Raw genomic sequence first — 23767 nt, forward strand, 5'->3', positions numbered from 1 at the left:
TGGAGAACCCATGGCTCATCTGGGATCCGGCCGCCGGCGCGTCCTGGCCGTACCGGTCGGTCTGGCCCTGACGGCCTCGCTCGCACTGCTCCCCGCGGTGACGGCCTCGGCCGCCCCGGCCGCCGTGGCCGGCGGCGTCAGCGCCGCCCCGGCCGACGGACCGAAGCTGTCGTACGTGGCGAACCTGACCGCCTACGGCTCGGTCAAGCAGGCCAGGAAGGCGATCGCCCGGGCCGGCGGCACGGTGGTGATCGCCTATGAGCGGATCGGTGTCGTCGTCGCGCACTCCCAGAACCCGGGGTTCGCCCAGGAGCTGCGCGGCCAGCGGCAGCTGTTCGTGTCGGTGGGCGCCACCCGGACGACCCCGCTGACGCCGGTGCAGACCACCGACGAGGGCGCCACCCAGAAGCTGAGCGCGGCGGACGCCGCCAAGGCGGCCGCGGCCGCGAAGACGGGCGAGGAGCCGCTGGAGCCCAACCAGTGGGACCTGCGGACGATCAAGGCCGACAAGGCTCACAAGATCAACGATGGCAGCCGGAGCGTCACGGTGGGCGTCATCGACACGGGTGTGGACGACACGCACCCGGATCTCGCCCCGAACTTCTCGGCCGCCCAGTCCGCCAACTGCGTCGGCGGGGTCGCGGACACCTCCGAGGGCGCCTGGCGTCCGTACGCCGACGGCAGCGACCACGGCACCCATGTGGCGGGCACCATCGCGGCCGCCCGCAACGGCATCGGCATCAGCGGGGTCGCGCCGGGGGTCAAGGTCGCCGGCATCAAGGTGGCCGAGCCCGGCAACGGCCTGTTCTTCACCGAGGCCGTGGTCTGCGGGTTCATGTTCGCCGCCGAGAAGGGGATCGAGGTGACGAACAACAGCTACTACGTCGACCCCTGGCTCTACAACTGCAAGACCGACGAGGACCAGAAGGCCCTGGTGGAGGCCATCGCCCGGGCCACCAAGTACGCCGAGCGCAAGGGCACCCTGTCCGTGGCCTCGGCCGGCAACTCCAACCACGACCTGGCCGGGGACTCGATCCTCGACGAGACCAGCCCGGACGACGGCACCCCGGTCCCGCGGACCATCGACCCGAGCGTCTGCCTGGACCTGCCCACCCAGCTCCCGGGTGTGGTCACCGTCTCGGCGACCGGCACCGAGGGCCTGCGCTCCTACTACTCCAGCTACGGCCTCGGGGTCGTGGACGTGGCCGCCCCCGGCGGCGACAAGTGGCAGGTGCCGGCCACCCCGGACGCCAACGGCCGGGTGCTGTCCACCGTCCCCGGCGGCTACGGCTACAAGCAGGGCACCTCAATGGCCGCCCCGCACGTGGCGGGCGTCGCGGCGCTGCTCAAGAGCGCCCACCCGTGGGCGAGCCCGGCGGAGCTCCAGCGGATGCTGAAGGCCCAGGCCACCCCGACCGTGTGCCCGGAGAAGATCTACGCCGCGGCCCCCGGCCCGGACGGCAAGGGCCAGCTGATCGACGCCACCACCTGCGCGAGCAAGTGGGGCCGGACCGGCTACTACGGCGCGGGCGTGGTCGACGCGCTGAAGGCCGTCAAGCGCTAGCGCTCATGCGTGCGGGGCCGGACGAGGGGGGCTTCCTCGTCCGGCCCCGCACCGCGTTCACCGGAGGCTCAGGTGGGGCTCACGGGGCGATGAGCACCTTCAGGGCGCTGCGGTCGTCCATGGCCCGGTAGCCGTCCGGCACCTCTTCCAGGGAAACCGTCCGGTCGAACACCGGCGCCGGGTCGATCGCCCCGCTCAGCACGTCGGCGAGGAGCTCCGGGATGTAGGCGCGGACCGGGGCCACCCCGCCGCGCAGGGTGATGTTGCGGTCGAACATGACCCCGAGGTCGAGGCCGGTGCCGCTGCCGTGCGGCACGCCCACGTAGCCGATGGCCCCGCCGTCCCGGGTGATGTTCACCGCGGTCCGCATGGACATCTCGGTGCCGACCGCCTCGATGACGGAGTGCGCGCCCTGCCCGCCGGTGAGCTCGCGGACGGCCGCCTCGGCGGCCTCCCCGCGCTCGGCGACCACGTCGGTGGCGCCGAACAGCCTGGCGATGTCGGTACGGGCGGAGTGCCGGCCCAGGGCGATGATCCGCTCGGCCCCGAGCCGCCTGGCGGCCAGCACCCCGCAGAGCCCGACCGCGCCGTCGCCGACCACGGCCACCGTGGAGCCCGCGCGGACCCCGGCGCCGAGGGCCGCGTGGTGGCCGGTGCCCATGACGTCGGAGAGCGCCAGCAGCCCGGTCAGCAGGTGGTCGTCGGAGACCGCCTCGGCGGGCAGCTTCACCAGGGTGCCGTCGGCGTGCGGGACGCGGACGGCCTCGCCCTGGCCGCCGTCGTGGCCGACCGAACCCCAGAAACCGCCGTGCACGCAGGAGGTGTACAGGCCCTCGGAGCAGTAGTCGCAGGTGCCGTCCGACCACATGAAGGGGGCGACGACCAGGTCCCCGGCGCGCAGCCCGGAGACGGCGGAGCCGGTCTCCTCGACGATGCCGAGGAACTCGTGGCCGATCCGCTGGCCGGGCTGCCGTTCGGCCTCGCCCCGGTAGGCCCAGAGGTCGCTGCCGCAGATGCAGGCGCGCAGCACGCGGACGACGGCGTCCTCGGGGTGCTGGATCGCAGCGTCGGGCACCTCCTCCACGCGGATGTCGTGCGGGGCGTGGATGACGGTGGCGCGCATGGTGGTGCAGTCCTCCGGCTAGGGGGTGGTGTCCTGTATGACCTCCCCACGGTACGCCTGTGCGGACGTCTGTGCGGACGCCTGTGCGGAGGCGGTCACGCCCCGGGCCAGCAGGAACTGGGCCGCGACATAGGTGGCCATGATCCAGAAGTCGGGGCGGGGCAGCTGGGGCCACTCGGCCACCCCGGTGGCGATCAGCGTGTCGGAGAGCAGGAACAGCGCCCCGCCCAGACCGGTGAGCCCGCCGAGGGCGGAGGAGCGGTACGCCATGGCGGTCAGCAGCAGGCTGTAGCCGACCACGGGGATCCGGAGGTCGGCCGGGAGGTCCGGCCACAGCAGCACGGTCGTCCCGGTCAGCGCCAGCAGGTATCCGGCGCCGAGCAGCGGGCTGGTCCGGCGGCGGCCGAACAGCACCAGGTAGCAGACGTGGCCGACGGCGAAGGAGGACATGCCGATCAGGAAGGCGGGTTCGGCGTCGGAGAGCAGGGTGACGTCGCCGCCCCAGCCGAAGAGGAGGGCGGCCACCAGCAGCCGGGGGGCGCCCCGGGTCAGCACGTAGCCGATGAGCAGCGGCATCAGCAGCGGCTTGAAGAGGAAGTGTCCGGGGTCCCAGCCGGCCAGCAGCGAGCCGAGGTCGGCGGCGGTGGCCGCCGCGAACCCGCCGAGCGCCAGCCGGCCGAGCCGCTCCCGGCGCCCGTCGGCGGGGTGGGTGCGGCCGGCCGCCCAGGAGGGCGTACGCCGCTCGACGGCGCTCACGCGCCGGCCTCGGCGGACTCGGCGGACCGGGCGGGGGCCGGCTGCGCGGCGGGTTCCGGCCGAACGGGTTCCGACCGGTCCGCGACCGGCGGGACGGGGGCCGGCGGGACCGTGGCCGGCGCCGGCGGGGCCGGTTGCCAGCCGGGGCCGCGGAAGACCCGCCCGGCCCGTTCCCTCCAGCTGCCGGCGGCCCGGACGTCCCGGGCGATGGCCGCGTACTCGTGGGTGGCCACCCGGAGCGGGTTGTGGGTGCCGATGTTCTTGGTGAGGCCGTAGACCGGCCGTTCCGTCTCCCCCACCCAGGTGCCGAACATCCGGTCCCAGACGATCAGGATCCCGCCGAAGTTCCGGTCCAGGTAGCCGCCCTGGGAGGCGTGGTGGACCCGGTGGTGGGACGGGGTGTTGAACAGGTACTCGTAGGCCCGGGGCAGCTTCCCGATCCGCTCGGTGTGCACCCAGAACTGGTACAGCAGGTTGATCCCGTAGCAGAAGGGGATGACCGCGGGATGCACTCCGACGGCGATCATCGGGAGGTAGAACCACCAGGTGGTGGCGCTGGTCCAGGGCTGGCGCAGGGCGGTGGTGAAGTTGAACCGCCGGCTGCTGTGGTGGACCACGTGGCAGGCCCACAGGATCCGGATCACATGGTGGCCGCGGTGCTGCCAGTAGTAGAAGAAGTCCAGCACGAACACCATCAGCACGGCCGTCCACCAGGTGAACGGGACGCGCAGCGGGGTCAGTTCGTAGACTGCCGTGAAGACGGCGACGACCGGGATCTTCCAGAGCAGATCGAAGCCGATGCTGCCCAGACCCATGGTGACGCTGGTGACGGCGTCCTTGGTGTCGTATCCGGTGGCGTCCTCGTCCGGGCGCAGCCGGTAGCTCACCACCTCCAGGACGGTGAGCAGCACGAACGCAGGTATGGACCACAGCACGACATCGGGCAGGTTTGGCATGGGCGCACCTTAGGGGCGGGGTCCGGGGTGCCGCTAGGGGTTGTTACCGATCAGTATCCGACGGGGTTACCCGCGGTACAAGGGGAGGGTCATGACCGGCTTCGAGACGGTCCTCTTACGGGTGGCCGCAACGGTCGCGGGAACGGCCGCCCGCGCCCTGCTGGCGAAGCGGCCCGGGGCGGGCGAGGTCCCCTCCCCGGTCCGCCCGGCGCCCCGCTTCCGGCGGCCGGCCGAGCTGGGCCCGGCCCAGGTGCGCCGGCTGTCGGAGGGCCTGGCGGACCGGATGGGCCCGCTCCTCACGGACCTCCCGGAGCACGAGCGGCTGGCGGCCCTGGACGCGGTCGACGCGGCCTTCGCCGCCCTCGGCCCGCTGGACGCCGACGACCTGTTCGCCCGGGACCTGGACCCCGCCCGGCTGGCCGCCGAGGTCCTCCGGCACGGCCCGCCGGACCTCGGCGAACGGACCGGGGCCGCCTGCGCGGAGCTGGTCCGGGCCTGCTGCCGGCACCTGGTCGAGTACCTGACCACCCACCCCGGGTTCGCCGCCCGCACGGACGTGGAACTGGTCCGCCGCACCGGCGAGCTGACCCGGACGGTGGCACGCCTCGCGGACCGCCCGGACCGCGCGGACGGCCCGGCGTACGCCTTCGAGGAGCGCTACGCCCGCTACGTCGCCGAGGCCCACGGCAGCCTGCAGCTGTTCGGGCTGACCACCGGCCGGACCCGCGAGGAATGGCCGCTGGACCTCGCCTACATCAGCCTGGCCGTGAGCGGCGAACGGGCCCCGCTGCTGCCCGAGGAACCGGTGGCCCGCCGCACCACGGTGAAGGCCGAACAGGCCCTGGCCGCCTCCGACCGGGTCCTGCTGCGCGGCCCGGCCGGCTCCGGCAAGAGCACCCTGCTCCAGTGGCTCGCGGTGCACTCCGCCCGGCAGGAGGCCGGCCCGTGGAGCACCGGCGTGCCGTTCGTCCTGCGGCTGCGGTCGTTCACCACCCGGGAGGCGCTGCCGCTGCCCGAGGAGTTCCTGGCGGCCGCCGGGGTCCCGCTGTCGGCCCCGCCCGGCTGGGTGGAGGGCCTGCTGCACGAGGGCCGGGCCCTGGTCCTGGTCGACGGGGTCGACGAGGTCCCGCCCCGGCTGCGCACCCGCACCGAGGCCTGGCTGCGCTCCCTGGTCTCGGCGTTCCCCCGGGCCCGCTACGTGGTCACCACCCGGCCCTCGGCCGTCCCCGAGGACTGGCTCGCCCGCGAGGGCTTCGCCCCGCACACCCTGCTGCCGATGGAACGCGAGGACGTCCGGGCGTTCATCGCGCACTGGCACCGGGCGGCCCGCGCCGGGACGGGACCGGCCGGAGAGTCCCTGGACGCGTACGAGACCTCCCTCACCGAGGCCGTCGCGGCCCGCCGGGACCTGGGCCGGCTGGCGACCAACCCCCTGATGTGCGCCCTGCTGTGCGCCCTGAACCGGGACCGCCGGATGCGGCTCCCCCGGGCCCGCAAGGAGCTCTACGACGCCGCCCTGGACATGCTGCTGGTCCGGCGGGACACCGAACGGGAGATCGACGGGGTGGAGGGGGTCCGGCTCACCCGGGACGAACAGATCCTGCTGCTCCAGCGGTTCGCGTACTGGCTGATCCGCAACGACCAGGTGGAGGCCCCCCGGGAGGAGGCGGTCACCCTGGTGGACGGCTGGCTCGACGCGATGCCGCAGGTGCGCGAGCAGGGCGGGGCCGAGCTGGTGTTCCGCCATCTGCTGATCCGCAGCGGCCTGCTCCGCGAACCCGCCCCCGGCTCGGTGGACTTCGTCCACCGCACCTTCCGGGACTACCTGGGCGCCAAGGCGGCGGTGGAGTCCCGGGACTTCGGCGCGCTGGTGAGGAACGCGCACGACGACACCTGGGACGACGTGGTCCGGATGGCCGTGGGCCACGCCCGCCCCGACGAGCGGACCCGCATCCTGCGCGGACTGCTGCGCCGCGCGGACCGGGTCAAGGGCGCCCGCAACCGGCTGGTCCTGCTGGCCGCCGCCTGCCTGGAACACGCCCCGGAACTGGACCCGGCCCTCCGCGCGGAGATCCGCTCCCGGACCGCGGACCTGCTGCCGCCGCGCGACATGGCCCAGGCCGCGGAGCTGGCCAAGGCCGGCCCCCTGGTCCTGGAACTCCTCCCCGAGCGGGCCGAGGACCTGAGCCCCACCGAGGCCGCGGCCACCATCCGCACGGCCGCGCTGGTGGGCGGCGACCAGGGGATGGCGGTGATCCGCCGGTTCCGTGCGGACGCGCGGCCCGAGGCATGGACGGAACTCGACGAGTCCTGGGGCCGGTTCGACGCGGCGGACTATGCCGACCGGGTCCTGCGGGACGTCTCCGACGGGAGAGTGACCCTGTCCGTGCGCACGCCCGAGCAGCTCGGCTGCCTGGACCGGCTCCGCCGGTTCCGTCAACTGAGGCTGTTCGACCTCGCGCGGGTGCCTCCCGAGGTGTCCTCGCGCACGGACCTCCAGTTGCTGTACCTGGCGGAGTCCCCCGGCCTGACGAACATCGGCCCTGTCGCCGCGATGACCGGATTGGAGACCCTCTGTCTCAGCGGATGCCCCGGGATCCGGGATCTGGCTCCGCTCGGCGACCTGCCGCTCAAGGGCCTTTTCCTCTACGGCAGCCCCGCCGCCGGGCTGGAGGTGCTGGCCCGGCTCACGAAGCTGACCGCGCTGGGGCTCAGTTCCACCGGTGGCTTCCGCTCCGTAGGCGCGCTACCAGGGGATACGCCGCTGACCGCCCTGTGGCTGTACGACGATGCTCGGAGTATGTCCCTGGACGGCCTGGAGCGCTGGCCTGACCTGATCTCGCTCGCTATCACCGGCGACCGGCAAGCCGCCAGGCTGCGGTCAATGGAAGAGGTCCCGCACCTCACAGTGCTTCAGGTGATCGACAACACCGTTGTCACCTCCGGGGAGTTCCTCCGATTCCCCGAGCTGAGAAGCCTCTATCTCTCCGGCTGCACGCTTCCGGCCGACTTCGGCGGCTCCCTGGCCGAGCTTCCGGAGCTGAAGGCGCTGTCCCTCAGCGCCTGCGGTCCCGTAGACCTCGCCCCGCTGGCCGACCGGCCCGAGCTGGACATCCGGGTGTTCGGTGGCACGGAGGTGCATGGCGCCGAGGCCTTCCCGACCGGGCGGATCACGTACGTCACGTGATCCGCCAGGCGCGGCCGGATGTCACCAGACGCGGACCGAGCCGCCCCGGGCGAAGGCCGGGCTGGTGGCTGCCGGGGGGACCTCGGTCAGGGGTTCCGCGATCTCCGACACCAGCGGCCCGTGCTTGGCCGCGAGCGCGTCCAGCAGGGGGAGGTCGAAGCCGTAGACGCGGGCGGCGTTGCCGCCGACCATGGCCGCGACCTCCTCGCGCGGCAGGCCCGCGTAGGCGATCCGCAGGCCTTCCCGGGAGAAGGGGGTGGTGCCCTCGTCGTGCGGGTAGTCGCTGCCCCACATGATCTTGTCGAGGCCGATCCGGTCCCGCAGCGGGACCTCGTGGGGGCGCATGAAGCTGGCGCCCACGAAGCAGTTGTCCCGCCACACCTCGCTGGGGCCCCGCCCCATCGACTCGGCCAGGCCCGCGCCGAACTTGGCCTCCGCCGTGGCCGAGGCCGCGACCAGCCGGCCGTGGTAGTAGTCCAGCATCTCCAGGACGCCCGGGATCCAGCCGGAGCCCTGTTCGGTGAGGACCAGTTTCAGGCCGGGGTGCCGGTGGAAGGCCCCGCCGAAGACCAGGTGCCAGAGGGCGCGGTGGGAGAACCAGGTGGTCTCCACCATGAACACGGCGCGGGCCGCCGGTTCGTCACCGAGCGGCGGGGAGGCGGAGCCCCCGTGGTGGTTCACCGGGACGTCGAGTTCCGCGCAGACGGCCCAGATCGGGTCGTAGGCGGCCGAGTACAGCTCGGGGACGGGCGAGCCGGGCGGCACCCCGGGGAGCAGGATCCCGCCGGTGAGTCCGGCCTCCCGGGTGCGCCGGATCTCGGCGACGGCGGCGTCGACGTCGTTGAGGAGGATCTGTGCCACGCCCGCCCGGCGGCCCGGGGCGTCCGCGCAGAAGTCGGCCAGCCAGCGGTTGTGGGCCTGGAGCCCGGCCCACCGGAGCTCGTACTCCTCGGCGGTGGGCGGCTGTGCCATCAGCGAGGCCTTGGGGAAGAACGGCGGGATGGTGTTGGGGAAGAGGACCTCCGCGACGATGCCGTCCGCTTCGAGTTCGGCCAGCCGGCGCTGGGAGTTCCAGTTCCGGTCGGCGGTGTCGGCGAGCAGGTCCTCGTACGGGTTGACGTAGCCTGCGGCCCAGGCGTCGAAGGCCTCGTGGTGCCTGCGCTCCAGGTAGGGCCGGTAGTCCAGCAGGTCGGCGCCCGCGTGGCAGTCCGCCGAGATCACCGTGTAGCGGTCCTCGGTGCGGTTCTCCGTCATGACGGGAGCTCCGTCCCCAGGACCGGGAACTCGTGGTCGGTGAGCCAGTGCCGGCCGACCTCCCGGGAGCGGGCCCAGGAGGCCTCGACGGCGGCCTGGTCCGGGGACTGGCCGAGTTCGGCGGGGGTGGGGCCGATCCGGCGGGCGGTCGGGGCGAGTTTCGCGGTGTCGAAGCCGAAGACCTCGGCGGCGGCCAGTCCCAGCATCCGGCGGGTCTCCGCCACCGGGATGTCGTGGAAGGTCCTGGCGAGCCAGCCGCGGGTGTCGGGCCAGGTGCCCTCGGGGTGCGGGAAGTCCGATCCCCACAGGATGTTGTCCACGCCGATCTCGTACCGCTGGGCCAGTTCGCGCCGCTTGGTGTTGGTGGCGCAGACGAACACCTGGCGGTCCAGGTACTCGCTGGGCGGCCGCTTCAGCTCGGCGAACGGCGACAGCTTCTTGCCGCCGTGCGCGCCGAGGTAGAGGCGGTCCATGAACCACAGCTGGTTGGGCAGCCACCAGCAGCCGGACTCGGCGACCCCGAACTTCAGGCCGGGGTGCCGCTCGAAGGCCCCGGACCAGAGCAGGAACCAGAGGGGGCGGGCCGGCCACCAGGTGACCTCGGAGACGTAGATGCCGAGGTGGTCGCCGTACTCGTGGCGGGGGGCCGCCCCGGAGTGGGTGACGATCGGCATGGCCGTCTCGGCCGCCGCCGCCCAGACCGGGTCGTAGCGGCGGTCGTGGTAGGGCGCCTTGTCCACCCACATGGAGGGGATCATCAGCGCGCCCAGCCCGGACTCCTTGGCCCGGTGGATCTCGGCGACCACCTTGGCGGGCTCGGCGGTGACGGGCAGCAGGGCCACCCCGCAGTGCCGTTCGGGGTTCTGGCCGACGAACTCGGCCAGCCAGCGGTTGTGGGCCTGTGCCCCGGCCATGCCGAGCTCCGGGTCCTGGTCGCCGGAGAGGCCCAGGCCCACGCCGAAGGGGGCGGCGGTCTGGCTGTCCACGGCGTCCGCGTCGGGGAAGACCACCTCGGCGGCCACCCCGTCCCCGTCGAGTTCCTTGAGCCGCTGGGCGGTGTCCCAGCCGCCCCGGAGGCCCTCCTCGTGGTCGTGGAACCACTTCTCGGCGAAGGCCTCGTTGCGGATGCCGAGCCGGGTGGCCTCCTCGCGGCGGGCGTCCCGCTGGCCGAGGAACTCGTCGAAGGCGCGGTGGAAGCGGGAGTCGAGGTAGGGGCGGTACTGCTCGGTGGGCAGGCCCGCGTGGCAGTCGGAGGAGATGATCAGGTACGGGTCTTCGTACGTCTCGTCAGGCACGTCGGGCCCCTCAGTCGAGGATGAAGCTTTCCAGATAGGCGGGGTTGGAGCGGTCGAGCATGGACTGCGACCGGGCCCTGATCTGGCGGTCGCTGTGCTCGCCGGCCGGCAGCATCCAGAAGCGGTCCGCGCGCAGGCCGTCCACCACGTGCTCGGCGACCTCCTCGACCGGGGTGAAGGCCACCTCGTGGCCGGCTTCCCGCATGGCGGCCTCGAACTGGTCGATGCTGCGGTACGGGGACTTGCGCGGGCGCTCCTTGGCGTACCGCGCGGGCCGGTTGCGGTGCGACTCCCACAGCCCGGTGCGCAGCATGTGCGGGCCGGGGAAGAGGACGGAGGCGCCGATGGCGGTGCCCTCGGCCCGGAGGTGGGCGTAGAGGGACTCGGTCATGGTGACCACGGCGGCCTTGGTGACCGCGTAGACGGAGGCGGTGGGCAGCGGGGCGATCCCGCCGTCCCCGGAGGAGGTGTTGACCACGTGGCCGGGCTGTCCGCCGGCGATCATGCGGGGGACGAAGGCCTGGATGCCGTGGAAGACCCCCCAGACGTTGACGGAGAAGGCCCATTTCCAGTCGTTGGGTTCGTGCTCCCACATGCGGCCCTCGGCGCCCGAGCCGACGCCCGCGTTGTTGCAGAGCACGTGGACCGCGCCGAAGGCCTGGTAGGCGGCGTCGGCGAGGGCGGTCACGGAGTCGCGGTCGCTGACGTCGACCACGCGGGCGAGGACCTCCGCCCCTTCGGCGGTGAGGTCGGCGGCGGCCTTGTGGAGGGCGCCCTCCTCGACGTCGGCGAGGACCACCTTCAGTCCTTCGGCGGCGAAGCGGCGGGCCATGGCGAGTCCGATGCCGCTCGCGGCCCCGGTGACCACGGCCACCTGTCCGGGTTGCAGGTCCATCAGGCACTCCCCTCGGGCGGTCCGTCGAGGATCTGCGCGGGGTCGTCGTAGCGCTGGTGGATGTACGGCTCCAGGGCCTGGGCGCTGACCCGTTCGGCGACCCGGCCGGTCTGGTCGGTGGTCTTCTCGCCGATGGTGATCTCCACGATCCGGCGGACCGGCAGGTCGGCCACCGGGTCGTACATGGACTCGCGGAGGACGATGTCCCCGGTGATGTGCTCCAGCCTGCGGACCTTCTCGTTGCGGACCACGTGGACGAGCACCGGGTCGGCGTCGAAGCCCGAGCCGTCGACCGCGGGAAGGAACTTGAAGTAGAAGTCGGTCTTGCGGGTGGGTTCGGGGAGCGGCAGCGGCCGGTCCACGGCGCCGCGGACCTCGACGAAGGCGATGCCGTGCCGGGCGAGGGAGGCGTTGACGACCAGTCCGTCGCGGCCGACGGTGACCTCGCCGAGCTTCTTCGGTTCGCCGAAGACCTCGCGGCCGCCGATCAGGGCCCGCTCGTGGGTCATCGGCATGACCAGGGGGTACCAGCCCTCGACGCCCCCGTGCCGGGCGGCGACGGCCACCGATCCGGCGCCGAGCGGATAGCCGGGCAGGTCGACCTTGCTGATGTTGGCCCGGACGAGGGGCCGTTCGGCCGGCTTGAGCGGTGGGGGCAGGACGGCGGCCACCACGTCGGGGTCGGTCTCCCAGACGGCGACCACCCCGGTGGACCAGATGTCGGGGAGTTTGGAACTCTTCTCGCGCGACGCGGCGATCTCGGCCTCGGTGCGCGCTCCGTACCGTACGCGTGCCATGTATCGCACCATCCCTCGTCTAGGAGGCGGTCGGTTCTGTAACACAGTTACACCGGCGGCGATGAAGGGTAAAGACCCCTGCACCCACAGAGCTGACGGACCGACAGATTTTTTCGAGGAGGGGCGGAGACCGATGACGAGGAGCTCGCTGACGCGCGCGGAGGTGCTGGAGGCGGCCTCCGCGCTGGTCCGACAGCACGGCCCGGCCGCCCTCACCATGCGCAAACTGGCCGCCGAGCTGGGCACCGCCGTCACCTCCATCTACTGGCACGTGGGCAACCGCGAATCCCTGCTCGACGCCCTGGTCGAGCGGACCGTCACCGAGATGGGCGCGATCCGGCCCACCGGCCGCACCCCGGCCGACCGGATCGTCTCGGTGGCCCGGAGCCTGCGCCGCGAGCTGCGCGACCGCCCCCATCTGATCGCGATGGTGCACGAACGCGGGCTGACCGAGCGGATGTTCCTGCCCGCCCAGCAGGCCCTGGTGCACGAGGTGCACGCGGCCGGGCTGCGCGGGGCGCGGGCCGCGGACGCCGTCCGCGCCGTCCAGTTCCAGATCGTCGGCTTCGTGCTGGTCGAACGGAACCGGGAGCGGTCCCCCGCCCGGTCCCCGGCCGAGGGGGCCCTCTGGGATCCGGCGGCCGCCCCGGACGACCCCGCCCTCTCCCGCGCGCTGGCCCGGCCGGCGGACCCGGAACGGCTGTTCCTGCTCTCCGTACGCACCCTGGTGCGCGCCCTGCTGGCGCCGCCGCCGGTCCGCTAGGCCGGCCGGGCCGGTGCCCGGGGCCGGGCGGTCCCGACCGGCTTCAGTCCCGCGGTGTCGGTCCGGCCCCGTATCCTCTGTGACCATGCTCGCCGACCGTACGACCGCAGACCCGACCTGGCCGACCGCGTACCCGCAGGGGTACGCGGTCGTCGACGTGGAGACCACCGGGCTCGCGCGCGACGACCGGATCGTCTCGGCCGCCGTCTACCGGCTCGACGCCCAGGGCAATGTGGAGGACCACTGGTACACCCTGGTCAACCCGCAGCGGGACCCGGGCCCGGTCTGGATCCACGGGCTGACCAGCGAGGTCCTCGACGGCGCCCCGCTCTTCGGCGAGATCGCCGAGGAGTTCGCCGGACGGCTCGCGGACCGGGTGCTGGTCGCGCACAACGCCATCTTCGACTGGCAGATGATCGCCCGGGAGTACGCGCGGGCCGAGACGGCCCCGCCGGTCCGTCAGCGGCTCTGCACCATCGCCCTGTCGAAGGAACTGAACCTGCCGCTGCCCAACCACAAGCTGGAGTCCCTGGCCGCGCACTTCGGGGTGGTCCAGCAGCGGGCCCACCACGCGCTGGACGACGCCCGGGTGCTGGCGGAGGCCTTCCGCCCCTCGCTGCACGCGGCCGCCCGGGACGGGGTGCGGCTGCCGCTCCTCGAATGCCGGCCGCTCACCGAATGGTCGGACTCCCCGGCCGCCCCCCGGGTCGGCTACCAGTCCTCCTACGGGCACTCCACCAGCTGGCGGCCCTCGCGGAAGCGGCCCCCGTGCCCGCACCCGAACCCCGGCCGGTTCGAGGACGGCCGACCGCTCCGGCAGGGCATGCGGGTCGCCTTCTCCGGGGACACCTCGGTGGACCGGGAGCTGTTGGAGGACCGGGCGGTGGAGGCCGGCCTGCACGTGGCGACCAGTGTGTCGCGGCTCACCAGCCTGCTGGTCACCAACGACCCGGACTCCGCCACCTCCAAGACGGTCAAGGCGAAGTCCTTCGGGACCCCGGTCGTCGACGAGGCGGCCTTCACCCAGCTGCTGCGGGACGTCGCCCCGGCCGGGGAGTAGCCCTCCCCCGGGCGTGCCCCCGGACCGTCCCGCGACCGGTCCCGCGGACCGGCCCCCGGGCTCCGGGGCCGGGCGGGCGCCGGGTACCGTCATGGGTGTGTACCGCTTTGTGCTGACCCGGCAGTGGGTGTGCCTCACCCTCGTCGCCCTCGCCCTCATCCCCGCGATGTACCAGCTGGGCTTCTGGCAGTACCACCGCCATGAGCGCCGGGTCGCCCAGAACTCCCTGATCGAGGCCAATCTGACGGCCCCGCCGAAACCGGTCACCGAGCTCACCTCCGCCGGGCACGCCGTGCCGCGCGCGGACTGGTGGCGGGCGGTGACCGCCACCGGCACGTACGACCGGGAGCACGAGGTGGTGGTCCGCAGACGCACCTCCAACGACGACAAGGTCGGCTTCCACGTGCTGACCCCGCTGGTCCTCACGGACGGCCGGGTGGTCCTGGTCAACCGGGGCTGGGTGGCGGGCGGTCCGGACGCCCGGGCCCATCCCCCGGTGCCGGCCCCGCCGGCCGGGCAGGTCACCGTCACCGGCCGCCTCAAGGCGGACGAGACCAGCGGCGGCAGCGGCATCAAGGACCTCAAGGGCCTGCCGGACCGCCAGGTGATGCTCATCAACAGCACCCAGCAGGCGGCCCTCCTGGGGAAGCCGGTGCTCGGCGGCTATCTGGAACTGACCGGGCCGGTCCCGGCGGGCGGCAGCCCCGAGCCGGTGGGCGAGCCGGACCACGAGTCGATCGGCGCGCACATGGCGTACGCCGTGCAGTGGTGGATGTTCGCCTCGGCGGTGCCCCTGGGCTGGCTGGTCCTGGTCCGCCGGGAGAAGAAGGACCGCGAGGCGGCCGCGGCCGCGGCGGCGCTCGCGGGGGCGGGCGGGGATCCCGCCGGTGAGCCGGAAACCGAGCCCGCCACCGCGTAGCGTGTGCCCATGGATCTTGGACTGAAGGACCGTGTCTACGTCGTCACCGGAGCCACCCGCGGACTGGGCCTCGCCGCCGCGCGGGAGCTGACCGCGGACGGCGCCAGGGTGGTACTGACCGGGCGGGACCCGGAGCGGGCCCGGGAAGCCGCGGCCGCCCTCGGCCCGAACGCGGTCGGGCTGGCCGCCGACAACGCCGACCCGGCCGCCGCCGCACGTCTGATCGGCGCGGCCCGGGAGCACTTCGGCCGGTTCGACGGCGTCCTGGTGAGCGTCGGCGGCCCCGCCCCGGGGTTCACCGCGGACACCACCGACGAGCAGTGGGCGGCCGCCTTCCAGTCGGTGTTCCTCGGGGCGGTCCGGCTGGCCCGGGCGGCCGCCGCGGAGCTGGGCGAGGGCGGGGTCATCGGCTTCGTGCTCTCCGGATCGGTCCACGAACCGATCCCCGGCCTGACCATCTCCAACGGTCTGCGGCCGGGGCTGGCCGGGTTCGCGAAGTCCCTGTCGGACGAGCTGGGGCCGCGCGGGATCCGGGTGGTGGGGCTGCTGCCGGCCCGGATCGACACCGACCGGGTGCGGGAGCTGGACGCCCTGTCGGGCGACGCGGAGGCGGCCCGGGCCGGCAACGAGTCCCGGATCCCGCTGCGCCGCTACGGCACCCCGGAGGAGTTCGGCCGCACCGCGGCCTTCCTGCTGTCCCCCGCCGCCTCCTACCTCACCGGAGTGATGCTGCCGGTGGACGGCGGCGCCCGCCACGGCTTCTGACACCGCCCGCCGGACCGGGTCGGTCAGTCGGAGAGCCCGGCGATATCGCGCAGCCGCCGCCCCTGGGCGGCGCGCTCCGCGGTGCGCTGCTCCTCGTACGTGCGGCCGGCCGCGCCCCGCAGCAGGGCCTTGGTCTCGATCACGGCGTCGCGGGGTGCGGCCAGCAGGGCGGCGGAGAGGTCCCGTGCGGCGTCGTCGAGCTCGCCGGCGGGCACCACGAGGTTGGCCAGGCCGATCCGCTCGGCCTCCGCCGCGTGCACGGACCGGCCGGTGGCACAGATCTCCAGGGCGCGGGCATAGCCGACCAGGGCGGTCAGCGGCTGGGTGCCGCCGAGGTCCGGTACCAGGCCGAGGCTGGTCTCGCGCATGGCGAACTGCACGTCCTCGGCGACCACGCGCAGGTCGCAGGCGAGCGCGAGCTGGAAGCCCGCGCCGATCGCATGGCCCTGCACGGCCGCGATGGTGATGAGGTCGTTGCGCCGCCACCAGGTGAAAGCCTCCTGGTATTCGGCGATGGTGGCGTCCAGCTCCTGGTCGGAGCCGCGCGCCAGATCGAGGAAGGACGGCTCTCCCTCGAAGCCTTCGGGGGTGAAGGCCTGCCGGTCGAGTCCGGCGGAGAAGGACTTGCCCTCGCCGCTGAGCACGACGACCCGGACGGTGCCCGGCAACAGCCGACCGGCCTCGGCCAACGCCCGCCAGAGCGCGGGAGATTGAGCGTTTCGCTTGGCCGGATTGGTCAGCTTCACCGTGGCGATCGCCTCGTCGACGGTGAGCCGTACGCCATCCTTGTCGAGCAGATCCATCGGGGCCTCCGGATAGGTGGTTCCTGTGCGGCGTCCACTAAGTGACTGCACAGTAACCACCCAGCCGGCCCTGGGGCCGACCGGGGGTCACCGATGGGTGTGGTCCTCGGCGACAGCCCCGATCAGGCGGCAGCCGCCTTCTTGCCGCGCGTCGCGCCACCGCGGCCGCGCAGTGTGACTCCGGATTCACTCAGCATCCGGTGGACGAATCCGTAGGACCGGCCCGTTGACTCGGCCAGCGCCCGGATGCTCTCACCGGAGTCGTACCTCTTCTTCAGGTCTGCCGCGAGCTTGTCGCGCGCGGCGCCGGTCACCCGGCTGCCCTTCTTCAGAGTCTCGGCCACCCGTGCCTCCTCATGGGAAGTGCGCTCTGGACTTCTCATGATCACCCCTCCCGGGCTTCCTGGCCACCCATTCAGCAAGGTCCGCATGTGCGCATTTCCCGGCGGGTGGACACCGAAGCGGAACGGAACCTCCTCTTCCGCTGCATGACCTCCGTCACATTCCACCGCCCCGGGAATAAATCTCCAGGTCAGAACGCCCTCGTGGAACGGGCGCGGCCCCGGCCGCACACCGCGTGGTGCGCGACCGGGGCCGGAGGAACGGCGGGCGGCGGTACGAGACCGACTCACTCAGATGATGGATCAGCGCTGGGCCGAATGATCCAGAACCGGTTGGATCACCATCCCGGAGGCTTCCGGGGCCCCCGGTCAGGCCAGGGCGACGAGGTCCCGGTAGTCCGGGCCCCAGAGGTCCTCCACCCCGTCCGGGAGCAGGATGATCCGCTCCGGTTCCAGGGCTTCCACCGCGCCCTCGTCGTGGGTGACCAGGATGACCGCGCCCTTGTACGTGCGGAGGGCGCCGAGGATCTCCTCGCGGCTGGCCGGGTCCAGGTTGTTGGTGGGCTCGTCGAGGAGCAGCACGTTGGCGGAGGAGACGACCAGGGTGGCCAGGGCCAGCCGGGTCTTCTCGCCGCCGGAGAGCACCCCGGCGGGCTTGTCCACGTCGTCCCCGGAGAACAGGAAGGAGCCCAGGGTCTTGCGGACCGCGACCAGGTCGAGGTCGGGGGCGGAGGACCGCATGTTCTCCAGGACGGTGCGTTCCGGATCGAGGGTCTCGTGCTCCTGGGCGTAGTAGCCGAGCTTGAGTCCGTGGCCCGGGGTGACCTGGCCGGTGTCCGGCTCCTCGGCTCCGGCCAGCAGCCGCAGCAGGGTGGTCTTGCCGGCGCCGTTGAGGCCGAGGATGACGACCCGGGAGCCCTTGTCGATGGCCAGGTCGACGTCGGTGAAGATCTCCAGGGAGCCGTAGGACTTGGAGAGGCCCTCTGCGGTCAGCGGGGTCTTGCCGCAGGGCGCCGGGTCCGGGAAGCGGAGCTTGGCGACCTTGTCGGAGACCCGGACCGCGTCCAGGCCGGCCAGCAGCCGGTCGGCGCGCTTGGCCATGTTCTGGGCGGCCACCGTCTTGGTCGCCTTGGCGCGCATCTTGTCGGCCTGCGAGTTCAGCGCCGCGGCCTTCTTCTCGGCGTTCTGGCGCTCCCGCTTGCGGCGCTTCTCGTCGGCCTCGCGCTGCTGCTGGTAGAGCTTCCAGCCCATGTTGTAGACGTCGATGACGGAGCGGTTGGCGTCCAGGTAGAAGACCTTGTTGACCACGGTCTCGACCAGGTCGACATCGTGGGAGATCACGATGAACCCGCCGCGGTAGGTCTTCAGGTAGTCGCGCAGCCAGACGATGGAGTCGGCGTCCAGGTGGTTGGTGGGCTCGTCGAGGAGCAGGGTGTCGGCGTCCGAGAAGAGGATGCGGGACAGCTCGACCCGGCGGCGCTGACCGCCGGAGAGGGTGTGCAGCGGCTGGCCGAGGACCCGGTCGGGCAGGCCCAGGGCGGCGGAGATGGTCGCGGCCTCGGCCTCGGCGGCGTACCCGCCCTTGGTGAGGAACTCGGTCTCCTGGCGCTCGTACTGCTTGAGGGCCTTGTCCCGGGTGGCGCCGGAGCCGTTGGCGATCCGCTCCTCGTTGGCGCGCATCTTCTTCAGCAGGGTGTCCAGGCCGCGGGCGGACAGGATCCGGTCGCGGGCGAGGACGTCGAGGTCGCCGGTGCGGGGGTCCTGCGGCAGGTAGCCGACCTCACCGGAGCGGGCGATGGACCCGCCGGCGGGCTGGCCCTCGCCGGCCAGGCACTTGGTGAGGGTGGTCTTGCCGGCGCCGTTGCGGCCGACCAGACCGATCCGGTCGCCCTTGGCCACTCGGAAGGACGCGTTCTCGATGAGGATGCGGGCGCCGGCGCGCAGCTCGATGCCGGTGGCGGTGATCACGGAAATACTCCAGGGCGGTGGGGACGGCGGAAGGGGGCGGTACGCGAGCTTCTACGCCGCTAATCCGCGAGGAGATTTGCCATGCGGTTCATTCTACCGGTGGAGCGCAACTGGTTTGCGGGGGCTTGTTACGGGGTGATCCTTCCCCGCTCGTCGAGGGCGAGGAGGCGGGCGGTCCAGGGGAGCTCCGGGTCGGCGCAGTCCTGCGGGACCAGGGTGACCGGCCGGTCCGGCGAGGGGATACCGACCAGTCCGGCGGGCCGGAAGGCGCAGCCGCGGCGGGGCCGGAGGATCCAGCGGAGCTCGCCGCCCCCGGTCCCGTAGCCCGCGGCGTGGCCGGGGGTCAGGACGAGCAGGGTGCGGCCGGCCCGGTCCAGCGGGGCCAGGACCCCGCCGGTCTGGGCCCCGGGGAGGGCGCCGGGGAGGGTGCGGCGCCAGCGGACGGCCGGGGCGGTGCCCGTGCCGGCGGTGGCGGTGAGCATCCCGTCGTCCCAGAGGGCGAAGGCGCGGCCGGGGGTGCCGTGCACGTCGAGCGGGCGCCGGTGCTCGCGGGCGTACGTCCACAGGGGGCGGCCGCCGCCGGGCGGGTAGGCGCTGACGGCCAGCCGGTCGAAGCGGAGCAGGGGCCCGGCGGCGGGGCCGGGGGCCGGGCCGGCGGCGGGGTGGACGGTGAGCCGGTCGCCGTGCCGGCCGGTCCCGTCCGCGCGGTCGCCGAGCCCGGGACCGAGCACCAGGGCCAGCGGCAGCGCGAGCAGCAGTCCGCCGGCCGCGCCGAGCACCACCGGGAGCCGGGGGCGGCGGCCCGGCGGGCCGGGGGCGTCCGGCGGGTTGCTGGGGGCGCCGGGGGAACTGGGGGTGCTCGGGGTGCTGGGGGTCCTCATGAGGCCGCTCCTCCCGGACCGTGGCCTTGCGGCGGCGAGCGTAGCCGGGCGGAACCGGGCCGGGGTGCGCGGCGGACGGCGGGGCGCGGCCGGTCCCCCGTTCGGCCCTGGTGATCCCCCGCCCGATCAGGGGGCGTATCAGGATGAACTGGTTGATACTCGCCGCAGGAGCGGACACGTGGACAGCGAGGGCGGTGCGGGATGCAGTTCGACGACAACGCCGATCTGGACACTTCCGAGGTCAAGGATGTGCGCGGCAGCCGCATCCCGGGCGGGAAGGCCACCGTCGGCGGCGGCATCATCGGTTTCATCGCGCTGATCATGGGTCTGCTGTTCGGTGTGGGCCCCGACCAGCTGGGGCTGTCCGGCGGGGACCCGGAGCCGGTGGCCACCTCCTCCTCGGCCGCCCAGGTGCAGCAGAGCTGCCGGACGGGGGCGGACGCCAACGCCCGGGAGGACTGCCGGCTGGTGGCGGTGGTGAACAGCACCCAGGACTTCTGGCGGCAGGAGTTCACCAAGCGGGGCGGGCGGTACACCCCGGCCTCCACGGTGTTCTTCACCGGCCGGGTGAACACCGCCTGCGGGGCGGCCACCTCGGCGGTCGGGCCGTTCTACTGCCCGGCCGACCGGCAGGTCTATCTGGACCTGGGGTTCTTCAACGAGCTGCGGACCAAGTTCGGGGCGAGCGGCGGACCGTTCGCCCAGGCCTATGTGGTGGCGCACGAGTACGGGCACCACATCCAGAACCTGACCGGCACCCTCCAGCGGGCCCAGGACGGCCGGCAGGGCGCGAACAGCAACGCGGTCAAGGTGGAGCTGCAGGCCGACTGCTACGCGGGGGTGTGGGCGAAGAACGCCACCACCACCCCGGACGAGGCCACCGGGCGGCCGCTGATCACCTCGCTGACCGAGCAGGACATCCGGGACGGGCTGGACGCGGCGGCGGCGGTCGGCGACGACCGGATCCAGGAGAAGTTCCAGGGCCGGGTCACTCCGGAGTCCTGGACGCACGGGTCGGCGGAGCAGCGGCAGCAGTGGTTCTACCAGGGCTTCCGGACCGGCGACATGGCGCAGTGCAACACCTTCCGCTGACTGTCGGACCCTGCTGCCAGACTGTGGCGTGAGTCACACGCGCGAGAGGGAGTGGTCCTCATGGCTGGGACACCGTCGATCAGTCCGACGCTGACGTACCGGGACGCGGCGGCGGCGATCAAGCTGCTGACCGAGGCCTTCGGGTTCACCCGGATCGCGGTGTACGAGGGGGACGGCGGCCAGGTGGCGCACGCCGAGCTGGGATACGGCAACGGGGTGGTGATGCTCGGCAGCCGCGGCACGGGCAGCCCCTTCGACCGGGCGATGGGCGCGGAGCCGGGCCCGGTGGGGGTGTACGTGGTCGTCGAGGACGTGGACGGGCACCACCGGCGGGCCGTGGAGCACGGGGTGGAGATCCTGATGGGGCCCACCGACCAGGACTACGGGTCCCGGGACTACATGGCCCGGGACCCGGAGGGCAACATCTGGAGCTTCGGCACCTACGCCCCGACCGTCTGAGCCCTCCCCCGCTCAGCCGCCGGTGTGGACCTGGAAGGCGGCCCGGCGGACGGCCTTGGCCAGGGCCGGGTCGGGGTGCGCGGCGGCCAGCGCGACCAGCACCTGGACGGTGCGCGGATGGCCGACCGCGCGCACCTCGTCGAGCAGCCGGGGCACGGTGGTGCGGACCGCCGAGTCCAGATGGCGGGCGAGCAGGTCGGCCTCGCCGTGGTCGGCGATGGCGGCCGCGGTGTCCACCCAGAGCCAGGTCTGCTCCTCGGGGGTCAGCACGTCCTGGGCGTCCTCCGGGTCCGCTCCGTCGTGCTCGGCGAGCCAGAGCAGGGCGTAGGGGCGCAGGGCGGCCTCGCGGGCGGCGGCCCGGACCTCGGGTTCGGCGGGCGCGCCGACCACCCGGAGGGCTTCGAAGGCCAGGCCGCGGAGCAGCGCGTCCTCCCCCCGGGCGGCGTTGAGCAGCTCGCCGACGGCGTGTCCGACCGGGCGGGCGGCGAGCCAGGCCCGGTACTCGGCGCGGGCCGGGCCGGGGGTGAGCCGGGCGCAGCCGTGCAGCATGGCGGCGGCGGACTGCTCGATGTTCCCGGCGGGGCTCTGCGCGGCCACGCAGATCTGTTCCAGTTTGACCCAGACGGCCCAGCTGCCGAGCGGGGTCAGGGCGGCCTGGGCGGGGCCGAGGGCCACCGCGTCCACGGCCGCGAGCCCGCCGAGCGCCCAGCGCAGCAGCCGGGCCAGCGGCGCGGTCCGGCGGGCCTCGGCCACGGTCTGCGCGGTGCCGCGGACCGCCCGCGCCGCCCCTGCCGGGGGCTCGGCCCCGGGCCGGCCCGCGGGCTCCGCGCCGGTCTCGGCGGGCACCCGCGCGGCGGGGACGGCGGGGGCCCAGGTGCGGGACGGGCCCGACGGGGCGGGGTCCGGCCGGTCCGGGTCCGGGATCTCGCAGCGCTCCTCGCGGAGTTCGGCGACCCGCTGGCCGAGCAGGTCCAGCAGGGCGGGCACGGTGACCGGGCCGGCCGACAGCTGGAGCAGGGACAGCACCTGCGGCATGGCCTCGACGACCTCCGCCACCAGTTCGGGGGCGATGTCGGCGGGGGCGGGGTGCACCAGCGACCAGGCGTCGAAGAGCGCGACCCAGCCGCGCAGCACGGCGGTGTCGTCGCGGTCCCAGGCGCGCAGCCGCCAGCCGGGGCGGGCGCTGCCGCCGTGCACCTCGACCAGTCCGGCCAGTCGGGCGCGGTCCCAGCCGGCCTGGACCTGGCCGTGCGTCAGGTGCAGTTCCCCGGCGGCCCGTTCGACGTCCGGGGCGGGCAGTGCGCCGGCCCGGGCGGGGCGGGAGCCGTCGCCGGTGCCGAGGTTGCGCTCGGCCCAGCGGGCCAGCCGGACCGCGTCGGCGAGCGAGGCCCTGGCCCGGTTGGCGAGTTCGGGCGCGGCCGGGGTGCCCGCCGGCGGCCGGGCGGCGGGCCGGGTACGGCGGTCGGTCACCGCCTTGCGGGCGGTGGCGACCGAGCGCGGGGAGACGAGGCGGAGTCTGGAGTCGCGAGCCAACTGCTCATCAGGCTTTCGGGACGTCACGGAATCAGTCTCGCCCGTCACCGCCCGAAAGCCCAAACGGAACCGTCGGTTACCGCTGGTGGGCGGAGCACAGACCGGGACATCACACCCGTGTGCCCCGGGCGGGCTCACATGAGGGGGGTCAGGAAGCGGCGGAGGGCCTCCTCGTACCGGGCGGGGTCCGCGTTCCACATGGCGCCGTGCGGGGCGTCCCGGACGGTGTGCAGGGTGACCAGGTGGGGACGGTCCTCGGCGAGCCGGCGGGCCGGGTCCCAGGGGGCGACGGTGTCGTCCGGCCCGGCGAACAGCAGGACCGGGATCCGCAGGGCGGCCGGGTCGGCGCCGGGCGGCCGGTGGCCGGCCCGGAGTCCGGCGCGGCTCTCGGCGGCCCGGACGGCGAACGGCAGCAGGGGGCCGGGGGTGCCCCGGCCGGTGGCGAGGGCGCGCAGGGTGGCGTGCCAGTCGAGGACCGGGGAGTCCAGCACCAGTCCGGAGATCCGGTCCCGCAGGGCGGAGCGCTCGGCGGCGTACAGGGCCATGGCGGCGCCGGTGGACCAGCCGTGCAGGACCACCCGGCGGGCGCCGAAGCGGAGGGCGTAGCGGATGGCGGCGTCCAGGTCCCGCCATTCCGACACGCCGAGGTGGCCGAGGCCGTCCGGGGAGGCGGGGGCGCCCAGGTCCCCGCGGTAGGAGAGGTCGAGGACCGGGAGCTGGTGGCGGTGCAGGAAGGGCATGACCACCATCGGGTGCTCCCGGCCGGTGCCCAGCCCGTGCACGGTGATCACCCAGGTGTCGCGGGCGGCGGGCACGAACCAGGCGGGCAGTGCGCCCAGCTCTCCGGGGACGTCCACGTCGGCGTGGTCCAGGCCGAGGGCGGTGCGCGGGTCGCCGAGGTGCGTCTGGGGGGTGAGCTCGATCCGGGTGCCGGGCTCCAGGCTGCCGTGGGTGACCTTCAGCAGGCGTCTGACCACGGTGTCGGGGGTGTGCGGGGCGTCCGGCAGGACCGGGCCGACCACGGCGTGGGTGCCGGGGGCGGTGAGCCCGTAGGTGCCGGGTCGGAGCGAGGCCAGGGTGCGGGTCAGGGCGATCCGGTCGCCCGCGGTGCCGTGCACGCTGAGCCGGGCGCCGCCGGGCAGCGGGCGTCCGGGCCGGGGCCGCAGGGCGGCGTCGGCGGCGTACCGGCCGGCCGCGACCGCGGCGGCTCCGGCGACGGTGAGCGTGGTGGTGACGGCCGCTGCCGTCGCTGTGGCGGTACGCACCGTTCCAGTCTCGGCGCCGCCGCCGGGCGCGGCCAGCGGAACCGCCGGGGAGGGGGCGGGCGGGGTGAAGCGGAGGAGGAACCGGAGGGCG

The 23767-nt window shown here is 73.9% G+C and carries 21 protein-coding genes; 8 read left to right on the forward strand and 13 right to left on the reverse strand.

Going from position 1 to position 23767, the window contains the following annotated elements; all coding sequences use genetic code 11:
• The first annotated feature begins 10 nt into the window (after positions 1-10).
• Positions 11-1564 carry a S8 family peptidase gene (locus ACZ50K_RS00175; RefSeq protein ID WP_468895298.1) on the forward strand — a complete coding sequence of 518 codons (1554 nt, stop codon included), beginning with the start codon at positions 11-13 and terminating at the stop codon, positions 1562-1564.
• Between the two features lie 79 nt (positions 1565-1643).
• On the opposite strand, the gene ACZ50K_RS00180 is transcribed toward ACZ50K_RS00175, so the two are convergent.
• Genes ACZ50K_RS00180 through ACZ50K_RS00190 form a run of 3 tightly spaced genes read right to left on the reverse strand, consistent with a single transcriptional unit; the run spans position 1644 to position 4399 of the window.
• Positions 1644-2687 carry a zinc-dependent alcohol dehydrogenase family protein gene (locus ACZ50K_RS00180; protein ID WP_468895301.1) on the reverse strand — a complete coding sequence of 348 codons (1044 nt, stop codon included), beginning with the start codon at positions 2685-2687 and terminating at the stop codon, positions 1644-1646.
• Positions 2688-2705: 18 nt separating this feature from the next.
• Positions 2706-3443, reverse strand: a complete 738-nt coding sequence (locus ACZ50K_RS00185) for a lysoplasmalogenase (RefSeq protein ID WP_468895304.1) — start codon at positions 3441-3443, stop codon at positions 2706-2708.
• Positions 3440-4399 carry a sterol desaturase family protein gene (locus ACZ50K_RS00190; protein WP_468895307.1) on the reverse strand — a complete coding sequence of 320 codons (960 nt, stop codon included), beginning with the start codon at positions 4397-4399 and terminating at the stop codon, positions 3440-3442. Before ACZ50K_RS00190 ends, ACZ50K_RS00185 begins: the two co-directional genes overlap by 4 nt.
• 91 nt (positions 4400-4490) lie before the next feature.
• On the opposite strand from ACZ50K_RS00190, the gene ACZ50K_RS00195 reads away from it, so the two are divergent.
• Positions 4491-7586, forward strand: a complete 3096-nt coding sequence (locus tag ACZ50K_RS00195) for an NACHT domain-containing protein (RefSeq protein ID WP_468895310.1) — start codon at positions 4491-4493, stop codon at positions 7584-7586.
• Positions 7587-7607: 21 nt separating this feature from the next.
• Here the strand turns inward: ACZ50K_RS00195 and ACZ50K_RS00200 are convergent, their stop codons facing one another.
• From ACZ50K_RS00200 to ACZ50K_RS00215, 4 genes are read right to left on the reverse strand one after another with little or no spacing between them, the layout of a single operon-like run.
• Complete coding sequence (locus tag ACZ50K_RS00200; protein WP_468895313.1) at positions 7608-8840, reverse strand: amidohydrolase family protein; 1233 nt, start codon at positions 8838-8840, stop codon at positions 7608-7610.
• Complete coding sequence (locus ACZ50K_RS00205) at positions 8837-10135, reverse strand: amidohydrolase family protein (RefSeq protein ID WP_468895315.1); 1299 nt, start codon at positions 10133-10135, stop codon at positions 8837-8839. Before ACZ50K_RS00205 ends, ACZ50K_RS00200 begins: the two co-directional genes overlap by 4 nt.
• A gap of 10 nt (positions 10136-10145) precedes the next feature.
• Complete coding sequence (locus tag ACZ50K_RS00210) at positions 10146-11030, reverse strand: SDR family NAD(P)-dependent oxidoreductase (RefSeq protein WP_468895317.1); 885 nt, start codon at positions 11028-11030, stop codon at positions 10146-10148.
• On the reverse strand, positions 11030-11827 hold the full coding sequence (locus ACZ50K_RS00215) for an acetoacetate decarboxylase family protein (RefSeq protein WP_468895320.1): 798 nt from the start codon (positions 11825-11827) through the stop codon (positions 11030-11032). Before ACZ50K_RS00215 ends, ACZ50K_RS00210 begins: the two co-directional genes overlap by 1 nt.
• A 133-nt stretch (positions 11828-11960) precedes the next feature.
• Between ACZ50K_RS00215 and ACZ50K_RS00220 the strand changes: the two genes are divergently transcribed.
• The 4 genes from ACZ50K_RS00220 to ACZ50K_RS00235 all read left to right on the forward strand — a co-directional run bounded on the left by ACZ50K_RS00220 (position 11961) and on the right by ACZ50K_RS00235 (position 15334).
• The gene (locus ACZ50K_RS00220; protein WP_468895323.1) at positions 11961-12590 is read left to right on the forward strand and encodes a TetR/AcrR family transcriptional regulator; all 630 of its coding nucleotides are present in this window, start codon (positions 11961-11963) and stop codon (positions 12588-12590) included.
• 79 nt (positions 12591-12669) lie between these two features.
• Positions 12670-13650 (forward strand): DEDDh family exonuclease, encoded by a 981-nt coding sequence (locus ACZ50K_RS00225; protein WP_468895326.1) that lies wholly within the window; start codon positions 12670-12672, stop codon positions 13648-13650.
• A 97-nt stretch (positions 13651-13747) separates the two neighbouring features.
• Positions 13748-14569 (forward strand): SURF1 family cytochrome oxidase biogenesis protein, encoded by an 822-nt coding sequence (locus tag ACZ50K_RS00230; RefSeq protein WP_468895329.1) that lies wholly within the window; start codon positions 13748-13750, stop codon positions 14567-14569.
• Positions 14570-14578: 9 nt separating this feature from the next.
• The gene (locus tag ACZ50K_RS00235) at positions 14579-15334 is read left to right on the forward strand and encodes an SDR family oxidoreductase (protein ID WP_468895332.1); all 756 of its coding nucleotides are present in this window, start codon (positions 14579-14581) and stop codon (positions 15332-15334) included.
• Between the two features lie 23 nt (positions 15335-15357).
• Here ACZ50K_RS00235 and ACZ50K_RS00240 read toward each other — a convergent pair whose 3' ends face one another.
• The 4 genes from ACZ50K_RS00240 to ACZ50K_RS00255 all read right to left on the reverse strand — a co-directional run bounded on the left by ACZ50K_RS00240 (position 15358) and on the right by ACZ50K_RS00255 (position 19327).
• Positions 15358-16137 (reverse strand): enoyl-CoA hydratase/isomerase family protein, encoded by a 780-nt coding sequence (locus ACZ50K_RS00240; RefSeq protein ID WP_468895335.1) that lies wholly within the window; start codon positions 16135-16137, stop codon positions 15358-15360.
• Positions 16138-16259: 122 nt separating this feature from the next.
• Complete coding sequence (locus ACZ50K_RS00245; protein WP_468895338.1) at positions 16260-16481, reverse strand: helix-turn-helix domain-containing protein; 222 nt, start codon at positions 16479-16481, stop codon at positions 16260-16262.
• 366 nt (positions 16482-16847) lie between these two features.
• Positions 16848-18446 (reverse strand): ABC-F family ATP-binding cassette domain-containing protein, encoded by a 1599-nt coding sequence (locus tag ACZ50K_RS00250; protein ID WP_468895341.1) that lies wholly within the window; start codon positions 18444-18446, stop codon positions 16848-16850.
• A 128-nt stretch (positions 18447-18574) separates the two neighbouring features.
• Complete coding sequence (locus tag ACZ50K_RS00255; protein WP_468895344.1) at positions 18575-19327, reverse strand: hypothetical protein; 753 nt, start codon at positions 19325-19327, stop codon at positions 18575-18577.
• 201 nt (positions 19328-19528) lie between these two features.
• Here ACZ50K_RS00255 and ypfJ point away from each other — a divergent pair, with 201 nt between their 5' ends.
• Together ypfJ and ACZ50K_RS00265 are read left to right on the forward strand one after the other, a co-directional pair.
• Positions 19529-20419 (forward strand): KPN_02809 family neutral zinc metallopeptidase, encoded by an 891-nt coding sequence (gene ypfJ / locus ACZ50K_RS00260; protein WP_468895347.1) that lies wholly within the window; start codon positions 19529-19531, stop codon positions 20417-20419.
• 60 nt (positions 20420-20479) lie between these two features.
• Positions 20480-20878 (forward strand): VOC family protein, encoded by a 399-nt coding sequence (locus ACZ50K_RS00265; RefSeq protein ID WP_468895350.1) that lies wholly within the window; start codon positions 20480-20482, stop codon positions 20876-20878.
• Between the two features lie 12 nt (positions 20879-20890).
• On the opposite strand, the gene ACZ50K_RS00270 is transcribed toward ACZ50K_RS00265, so the two are convergent.
• A complete protein-coding gene (locus tag ACZ50K_RS00270; RefSeq protein ID WP_468895353.1) occupies positions 20891-22438 on the reverse strand; it encodes a hypothetical protein in 1548 nt (515 codons plus the stop codon).
• Between the two features lie 107 nt (positions 22439-22545).
• Complete coding sequence (locus ACZ50K_RS00275; RefSeq protein WP_468895355.1) at positions 22546-23676, reverse strand: alpha/beta hydrolase family protein; 1131 nt, start codon at positions 23674-23676, stop codon at positions 22546-22548.
• Positions 23677-23767: the final 91 nt, after the last annotated feature.

The organism is Streptomyces sp. NPDC033845, assembly GCF_055576225.1.